At 62.9% G+C, this 8,817-nt stretch carries 8 protein-coding genes; 7 read left to right on the top strand and 1 reads right to left on the bottom strand.

The features are described 5' to 3' along the window. The first annotated feature begins 209 nt into the window (after positions 1–209). The 6 genes from G3N95_RS38820 to moaE all read left to right on the top strand — a co-directional run bounded on the left by G3N95_RS38820 (position 210) and on the right by moaE (position 7,273). A complete protein-coding gene (locus tag G3N95_RS38820; protein ID WP_346778443.1) occupies positions 210–1,457 on the top strand; it encodes a pyridoxal phosphate-dependent aminotransferase in 1,248 nt (415 codons plus the stop codon). Between the two features lie 58 nt (positions 1,458–1,515). Continuing rightward, positions 1,516–2,847, top strand: coding sequence for a homoserine dehydrogenase (locus tag G3N95_RS38815; RefSeq protein WP_205975373.1), 1,332 nt, complete (start codon positions 1,516–1,518; stop codon positions 2,845–2,847). A gap of 30 nt (positions 2,848–2,877) precedes the next feature. Continuing rightward, positions 2,878–4,326: a threonine synthase gene (gene thrC / locus G3N95_RS38810; RefSeq protein ID WP_205975372.1), complete on the top strand. Its 1,449-nt coding sequence runs from the start codon at positions 2,878–2,880 to the stop codon at positions 4,324–4,326. Positions 4,327–5,202: 876 nt separating this feature from the next. Then, positions 5,203–6,432: a gephyrin-like molybdotransferase Glp gene (glp, locus tag G3N95_RS38805; protein ID WP_205975376.1), complete on the top strand. Its 1,230-nt coding sequence runs from the start codon at positions 5,203–5,205 to the stop codon at positions 6,430–6,432. A gap of 61 nt (positions 6,433–6,493) precedes the next feature. After that, on the top strand, positions 6,494–6,751 hold the full coding sequence (gene moaD / locus G3N95_RS38800) for a molybdopterin converting factor subunit 1 (protein WP_205975371.1): 258 nt from the start codon (positions 6,494–6,496) through the stop codon (positions 6,749–6,751). Positions 6,752–6,796: 45 nt separating this feature from the next. Beyond that, complete coding sequence (moaE, locus tag G3N95_RS38795) at positions 6,797–7,273, top strand: molybdopterin synthase catalytic subunit MoaE (protein ID WP_205975370.1); 477 nt, start codon at positions 6,797–6,799, stop codon at positions 7,271–7,273. Positions 7,274–7,382: 109 nt separating this feature from the next. Here the strand turns inward: moaE and G3N95_RS38790 are convergent, their stop codons facing one another. Continuing rightward, the gene (locus tag G3N95_RS38790; protein ID WP_205975369.1) at positions 7,383–7,943 is read right to left on the bottom strand and encodes a group III truncated hemoglobin; all 561 of its coding nucleotides are present in this window, start codon (positions 7,941–7,943) and stop codon (positions 7,383–7,385) included. Between the two features lie 239 nt (positions 7,944–8,182). Here G3N95_RS38790 and G3N95_RS38785 point away from each other — a divergent pair, with 239 nt between their 5' ends. Beyond that, positions 8,183–8,680: an Rrf2 family transcriptional regulator gene (locus G3N95_RS38785; RefSeq protein ID WP_205975368.1), complete on the top strand. Its 498-nt coding sequence runs from the start codon at positions 8,183–8,185 to the stop codon at positions 8,678–8,680. The last annotated feature ends 137 nt before the right edge of the window (positions 8,681–8,817 follow it).

Raw genomic sequence — 8,817 nt, 5'->3', positions numbered from 1 at the left:
GCCCGCCGTTGCCAGTGGGGTGCCCGGAGCGCGTCGGCAGAGGCGCCACCCATACGCCTGCCCGGCCCACTGACGGCCGCGTTCCGCCGACGTCCCGCACCATGCACTGCGCCTGCCCGCGCCGCGCGGCTGTCGCAGTTCCCGTTCTTATGGCTTGCCCGCTGCGTGGGGCGAAAGCTCCGTGGTTCCGCTCATTACTCCAGGATGAAGTGCCCGTCGTGAAACCGATACTCAAATCCAACAAGCTGTTGAACGTCTGCTACGACATTCGCGGGCCCGTTCTCGAACATGCGAAGCGCCTCGAAGAGGAAGGCCACCGCATCATCAAGCTGAACATCGGCAATCTGGCGCCGTTCGGCTTCGAGGCGCCGGACGAGATCATCCAGGACATGATCCGCAATCTGCCCGTTTCGTCGGGCTATTCGGATTCGAAGGGCGTGTTCGCCGCGCGCAAGGCGATCATGCATTACGCGCAGCAGAAGGGCGTCGTCGGCGTCGAGCTGGACGACATCTACATCGGCAACGGCGCGTCCGAGCTGATCGTGATGGCGTTGCAGGCGCTGCTGAACGACGGCGACGAAGTGCTGCTGCCCGCGCCCGACTATCCGCTGTGGACGGCGGGCGTGAGCCTGTCGGGCGGTACGCCCGTGCATTACGTCTGCGACGAGTCGAACGCGTGGATGCCCGACCTCGACGACATCCGCGCCAAGATCACGCCGAACACGAAGGCGCTCGTCGTGATCAACCCGAACAATCCGACGGGCGCGCTGTACTCGGACGAGCTGCTGCTCGGCCTGATCGAGATCGCGCGTCAGCACGGCCTCGTGATCTTCGCGGATGAGGTCTACGACAAGATCGTCTACGACGGCAAGGCGCACACGTCGATGGCTGCGCTGTCGGAGGACGTGCTCACCGTCACGTTCAACAGTCTGTCGAAGAGCTACCGTTCGTGCGGCTATCGCGCGGGCTGGATGTGGGTTTCCGGCCTGACGGGCGAGAACCGCCGCCGCGCGAAAGACTACTTCGAAGGCCTCGGCATTCTGGCGTCGATGCGCCTGTGCCCGAACGTGCCCGGCCAGTACGCGATCCAGACGGCGCTCGGCGGCTATCAGAGCATCAACGAACTGATCATGCCGGGCGGGCGCCTGCACAAGCAGCGCGAACTCGCGTACGACATGCTGACGGCGATTCCCGGCGTGACCTGCGTGAAGCCCGAGGCGGCGCTGTACATGTTCCCGCGTCTCGATCCGAAGATGTACCCGATCGAGAACGACCAGCAGTTCATTCTCGATCTGCTGCTGGAAGAGCGCGTGCTGCTCGTGCAGGGCAGCGGCTTCAACTGGAAGACGCCGGATCACTTCCGCGTCGTGTTCCTGCCGAACATCGACGATCTCGCCGATTCGATCAACCGGATCGCGCGTTTCCTCGACGGCTATCGCAAACGCCACGCGGCCTGAGCGCACTGCATCCGCGCCCGAACCGATTTACCAATCTCTCACTCGAAACACACGCTGCATGGAACCGATCAAAGTTGGACTGCTGGGCTTCGGCACGGTAGGCAGTGGCACCTTCACGGTACTGCGCCGCAACCAGGAAGAAATCAACCGACGCGCGGGCCGCGGCATCGAGATTGCGCGCATTGCCGTGCGCAATCCCGCCAAGGCGACAGCGGCGCTCGGCAAAGAAGCGGGCACGGTGGCGATCACCGATGACTTCGGTTCGGTCGTCGACGATCCGTCGATCGACATCATTGCCGAAATGATCGGCGGCACGGGCATTGCGCGCGAACTCGTGCTGCGCGCGATCAGCAACGGCAAGCATGTCGTGACGGCCAACAAGGCGCTGCTCGCCGTGCACGGCACGGAAATCTTCGAAGCGGCCCGCGCGAAGGGCGTGATGGTCGCGTTCGAGGCGGCAGTCGCGGGCGGCATCCCGATCATCAAGGCGCTGCGCGAAGGCTTGACGGCGAACCGCATCCAGTACATCGCGGGCATCATCAACGGCACGACGAACTACATCCTGTCGGAGATGCGCGACCGCGGCCTCGATTTCGCGACGGCTCTGAAGGCCGCGCAGGAACTCGGCTACGCGGAAGCGGACCCGACCTTCGACATCGAAGGTGTCGACGCCGCGCACAAGGCGACCATCATGAGCGCGATCGCGTTCGGCGTGCCCGTGCAGTTCGACAAGGCGTACGTCGAAGGCATCAGCAAGCTCGCCGCGATCGACATCAAGTACGCGGAAGAGCTTGGGTATCGCATCAAGCTGCTCGGCATCGCTCGCCGCGCGGGCAAGGGCATCGAACTGCGCGTGCATCCCACGCTGATCCCGGCCAAGCGTCTGCTCGCCAACGTGGAAGGCGCGATGAATGCGGTGGTGGTGCACGGCGACGCCGTCGGCACGACGTTGTATTACGGCAAGGGCGCGGGCGCGGAGCCGACGGCTTCCGCCGTGGTCGCCGACCTGGTCGACGTGACGCGCCTGCATACGGCCGATCCGGAGCATCGCGTACCGCATCTGGCGTTCCAGCCGGACCGTCTGTCGAACACGCCGATCCTGCCGATCGACGAAGTGACGAGCGGCTACTACCTGCGTCTGCGCGTCGCCGACGTGACGGGCGTGCTGGCCGACATCACGCGTATTCTCGCCGACACGGGCATCTCGATCGACGCGCTGCTGCAGAAGGAATCGGAGCATGTCGACGCGTCGAAGAAGGGCGAGACGGACATCATCCTGATCACGCACGAGACGGTCGAAAAGAACGTGAACGCGGCGATCGCGAACATCGAGGCGCTGAAGACGGTCGTGTCGAAAGTGACGAAGCTGCGCATGGAAGCGCTGGACTGACGCACCGCACACACGTAAAGAGGCAAGCTCATGAATTACATTTCCACGCGCGGCGCCGGCATCGGCGAGCGCCATACGTTCTCCGACATCCTGCTCGGCGGTCTCGCGAAGGATGGCGGTCTGTATCTGCCGAACGAATATCCGCAGGTGTCGGCGGATGAACTCGCGCGCTGGCGCCCGCTGCCGTATGCGGATCTCGCGTTCGAGATCCTGCGCAAGTTCAGCGACGACATTCCCGCCGACGACCTGCGCGAGCTGACGCGCCGCACGTACACGGCGCAGGTGTACTGCAACGTGCGCGAGGAGGAAAACGCCGCGCAGATCACGCCGCTCAAGACGCTCGGTGTCGAAAACGGCGCGCCGCTGTCGCTGCTCGAACTGTCGAATGGTCCGACGCTCGCGTTCAAGGACATGGCGATGCAGTTGCTCGGCAACCTGTTCGAGTACACGCTCGCGAAGCACGGCGAAACGCTGAACATTCTCGGCGCGACTTCGGGCGATACGGGCAGCGCGGCCGAATACGCGATGCGCGGCAAGAAGGGCATTCGCGTGTTCATGCTGTCGCCGCACAAGAAGATGAGCGCGTTCCAGACGGCGCAGATGTACAGCCTGCAGGACCCGAACATTTTCAACATCGCGGTCGAAGGCGTGTTCGACGATTGCCAGGACATCGTCAAGGCCGTGTCGAACGATCACGCGTTCAAGGCGCAGCAGAAGATCGGCACCGTCAACTCGATCAACTGGGCGCGCGTCGTCGCGCAGGTCGTGTATTACTTCAAGGGCTATTTCGCGGCCACGAAGAGCAACGACGAGCGTGTGTCGTTCACTGTGCCGTCGGGCAACTTCGGCAATGTGTGTGCGGGTCACATAGCGCGCATGATGGGTTTGCCGATCGAGAAGCTCGTGGTTGCGACCAACGAGAACGACGTGCTGGACGAGTTTTTCCGCACGGGCATTTACCGTGTGCGCAAGTCGTCGGAGACGTATCACACCAGCAGCCCGAGCATGGACATTTCGAAGGCGTCGAATTTCGAGCGCTTCGTGTTCGATCTGCTCGGCCGCGATCCGAAGCGCGTGCTGCAACTGTTCCGCGATGTCGAAGAGAAGGGCGGCTTCGATTTGCAGGCTAGCGGGGATTTTGCGCGCGTGAAGGAGTTCGGCTTCGTGTCGGGGCGTAGCAGCCACGACGACCGCGTCGATACGATCCGCGACGTGTTCCAGCGTTACGACACGATGATCGATACGCATACGGCCGATGGCGTGAAGGTCGCGCGTGAGCATTTGCAGGCGGGCGTTCCGATGGTGGTGCTGGAGACTGCGCAGCCGATCAAGTTCGGCGAGACGATTCGCGAGGCGCTGGAGCGCGAGCCGGAGCGTCCGGCGGCGTTCAGTGGAATCGAAGATCTGCCGCAGCGGTTTGAAGTTCTGGCGAATGATGCTGAGTGCGTGAAGGGGTTCGTTGCTGCGCACACTCGTTGAGTTTTTGTCTGCGACGTAGTCGTCATTCTTGCCTTCTCGGCGCGGGCTTCGCCTTTTTGTTTCTGCTCTGCGGTTTCGCTGGCATTCGTTTGATGTCTCTGGTTTGCTAGTGTTGCCCCTGTGCGGGGCGGCACTTACTTTCTTTGCCGCCGCAAAGAAAGTAAGCAAAGAAAGCGGGCTCACACCGCCAATCCTTGTTCTTGCCTGCGGGCCCTCAACGGGTCCCGCACTTCACACGGCAACGCACTTGTTTGCACCCGTTGCCAGCGCCTTGAACAGGCGCATCACCCGCTCCAGTCACCCGCAGCGCAGCCAGCGGCAGCGAACGGTTTGCGCCGCCCAGGTGGCAAACTGTGTGTAGGTTGTCGCACCATATGCGTTCGCGCTCCTACGACACCGATCCTGCTTTTCAGTCCGGAGTGGTGCATTGACCTCGCGACCGCCTACACACAGTTTGCCACCTGGGCGGCCGTGGACGGCTGGTAACGCTGTTCGTGACGCGGGGAGTGTGAAGCGGGTGATGCGTGCAGGTAGCACGCTGGCAATGGGCGCAAACAAGTGCGTTGCCGCGTGAAGCGTAAGAACCGTCGGGGGCCCGCAGGCAAAAACAAGGACTGGCGGTGTGAGCCCGCTTTCTTTGCTTACTTTCTTTGCGGCGGCAAAGAAAGTAAGTGCCGCCCCGCACAGGGGCAACGCATGAACAACGAAGGCATAACGCGGATGCCAACAAAAAACGCAACCCCAAAACCAAAACCGCGCCCCCCGCCAAAGGGCGCCCCTCCCGTTACAATGATTCTTTCCGAATCGCTCCGAAACCGAACGATGTCCACACCCACGCCTCCGACGCCTCCGGGACAGGCAGCGCCCCGCGCGCCCATGCTCTCGACGGCCGATGCCCTCGCGACACTGCTCGGCGCCGCCGTACAGATCGACGGCACCGAAAGGCTGCCGACCCTCGACGCGACCAACCGCGTTCTGGCCGCGGACGTCGTCTCGCCGCTCGACGTCCCGCCGATGAACACGAGTTCGATGGATGGCTACGCGGTGCGGGTCGCCGAGCTGTCGCAGGGCGAGCGGCGGCTGCCCATTTCCCAGCGGATTCCGGCGGGCCACGCGCCGCAGCCGCTCGCCGAGGGCACCGCAGCACGCATCTTCACGGGCGCGACGGTACCGTCCGGCGCCGATGCCATCGTGATGCAGGAACAGACGGAAGCGACCGGCGATGAAGTGACCATCCTGCATACGCCGAAGGCGGGCGAGTGGATCACGCAGCAGGGCGCGGACATCCGCAAAGGCGCGACGATCCTGCCCGCCGGCACGCGGCTCTCGCCGCAGGCGCTCGGGCTGGCGGCGTCCGTTGGCTGTGCGGATCTCGAGGTGGTGCGGCGCGTGAAAGTCGCCGTGTTTTTCACAGGCGACGAATTGACGATGCCCGGCGCGCCGCTCAAACCGGGCGCCATCTACAACTCGAACCGCTTCACGCTGACGGGTCTGCTGCACAAGCTCGGCTGTGAAGTGACCGACTACGGCATCGTGCCCGACAAGCTCGACGCTACGCGCGATACGCTGCGCGAAGCTGCGCAGGCACACGATCTGATCCTGACGTGCGGCGGTGTGTCGGTCGGCGAGGAAGATCACGTGAAACCCGCCGTCGAGGCGGAAGGGCGGCTTTCAATGTGGCAGATCGCGATGAAACCGGGCAAGCCGCTCGCGTTCGGCGCGATTCGCCGCGCCGGCACGGAGGGCGAGGCGGGCAAGACGGGTGAAACGTTCTTCATCGGTCTGCCGGGCAACCCCGTGTCGACTTTCGTCACGTTCCTGCTGTTCGTGCGGCCGTTTTTGCTGCGGCTCGCGGGCGTGCGCACCGTCACGCCGCGCGCACTGTCGCTGCGCGCCGATTTCACGCAGCAGAAGGGCGATCGCCGCAACGAATTCCTGCGCGCGCGCGTGAACGCCGCAGGCGGCCTCGATCTGTTCCCGAACCAGAGTTCGGCCGTGCTGACCTCGACCGTCTGGGGCGACGGGCTGATCGACAATCCGCCGAATCATACGATCAGCGCCGGCGAGACCGTGCGCTTCATCCCGTTTTCCGAGTTGCTCAACTGACGGCGGCCGTTGTCGAGCCGCGCTTGAGCCGATCAGAGCCGATTTAGGGCCGTTACCGACGATGAAAATCCAGCTGAAATATTTTGCGAGCGTCCGTGAAGCGCTCGGCCGCTCCGATGAAGCCGTGGACGTACCCGAAGGCATCGCCACCGTCGGCGACGTGCGCGCGTGGCTGCGCGTGCGAGGCGGCGTGTGGGCCGAGACGCTCGCGGACGGCCGCGCGCTGCGCATGGCCTGCAATCATGTGATGACGGACGCGGGCACGCGTCTCACCGACGGCTGCGAAGTCGCGTTCTTCCCGCCTGTCACCGGCGGCTGATAAAGAGCTGACAAAACGGCCGACCAAGGCCGCGAGGATCGAACGATGACCGTGCGCGTTCAGACTGAAGATTTCGACCTGTCGACGGAAGTGGCCGCGTTGCGCGCACAGAATCCGAAGGTGGGCGCCGTCGCGTGCTTCGTCGGCACGGTGCGCGACATCAACGAAGGCGAAACCGTCGAGACGATGGAGCTCGAGCACTATCCGGGCATGACCGAGAAGTCGCTGGAAGCGATCGTCGACGCGGCGCGCGAGCGCTGGCCGGGGACGGAAGTGCTGATCGTGCATCGCGTCGGGAAGTTGCTGCCGCTCGACCAGATCGTGCTGGTCGCGACGACGTCGAAGCATCGGGGGAACGCATTCGCGTCGTGCGAATTCGTGATGGACTACCTGAAAACCCAGGCGCCGTTCTGGAAGAAAGAGAAAACCGAAAGCGGCGAGCGCTGGGTCGACGCGCGCATCACGGACGACGAAGCACTCGCGCGCTGGGGACTTGAATCGCTCAATTCGAAAGCGGATTAAACGTTATTCGTTGAACGCTTCAACAATTAACGCCGGCCCGATTATCGGCTTCAAATGTCAAATCGCGATTGCCGAATGGCAATTGTTAAATCGCCGGCGTTAGTTCCACTCAATCGTCATCCCGTGACTTACCGATAATTTTTGCCGGAAACGGCTCGCCACGCGGTCGCGCATGCTCCGCCGCATGGTCGTCGCGGGAACGGCGGCGCGGCGCGATGCGCTCCAGCAGCGCCTGCTGCTCGGCGGGAATCTGGTAGTCCCAGCCAAACTTGCTCAACTGCAGGCTCTGTGCGATGCGCAGGGCGGGTTCCATGAACCGGACCGCGGCGGCGGGCTCGTAACGCGATTCGACCGTGTCCAGGAAAAGATACAGCCAGCGGCTGAAATGGCGCGGCTCGAGGCCCTCGAGCGGCATGTGCGCCTGCTGCACGTTGCCGCGATACTGCTTCGCGCCCAGCACCAGTGACCCCCAGAACACGCACATTTTCGGCAGGTGCTCGTCCCAGCGTCCCGCGAGCTTCTGCTCGAAGACGGGGCCGATCAGCGTGTCGGCGCGCACGCGGTCGTAGAACGCGTAGACGAGCTCGCGGATATTGTCGTCGGTGGGTTCCGCATACCGCTCGGCAAGACGTTCGACGGCGGGAATATCGGCGGGAATTTCTGACTTCATACCTGGAACAAAAGTGAGTCGCGCCTAATGCGCAGACGCAAACATTGGAAGGGTGATTAATTAATTCAGAAAAAAATGCGCTTCAAACGAAAGTTACCGTTTATAGTTACGCGAAATAACGAGATAAATGCGGCAATAAGATGTGTTTTGAAAGCATGTTATTGCGCGCTGCAGTACAGGCGTTAGTGGAGCTGGCGTGAACATTCCGCATGCCGTCTCCGTCGCGATTTTGCCTTTCAATGAGACTCACAGACTATACCGATTACTCGCTGCGCGTGTTGCTTTACCTCGCAGTTCGATCCGAAGGACTAGCAACGATACAAGACATCTCTGATGCTTACGGCATATCCAAGAACCATCTGATGAAAGTGGTCCAGCGGCTCGCCGAACTTGGGTGGGTCGAGACCGTGCGTGGGCGCAACGGCGGCTTGCGGCTGTACGAGCATTCGTCGTCGTTGACGGTCGGCGAAGTGGTACGGGCGGCCGAAAGCGACTTCGCGCTGGTCAGCTGTATGAACGGCGTCGATCCGAACGGCGTGCATCGAGATTGCGTCATTCAGTCGCAATGCCGCCTGAAGAGCATTCTCGAATCGGCGCGCGACGCCTTTTTCCGCGAACTCGACAACTATACGATCCGCGATATCGCCGAGCCCGCATCGCCGTTGATGTCGCTGCTCGGACTCAAGCCGTCTGCCGTCGTCGTGCCGATCGTTCCTGTTGTGTCGACGGGAACCTAGGCTTCGTACGGAGCGGGCGTTCCGGCACACAGTCGGGACGCCCTGGAAGCATCCGCGCGGGTCCATCCCGTCGCACTGTCCCGCTGTTCGTCTCCGGCTTCGTCTTCCTTCCGCCCGGCCAGGCGCCGGGCTACACT

This window comes from Paraburkholderia sp. Tr-20389 (assembly GCF_017104565.1).
Taxonomy (GTDB): domain Bacteria; phylum Pseudomonadota; class Gammaproteobacteria; order Burkholderiales; family Burkholderiaceae; genus Paraburkholderia.
Note: the sequence above shows the minus strand (reverse complement) of the source record. Positions and strands in the feature narration are given on the sequence as shown.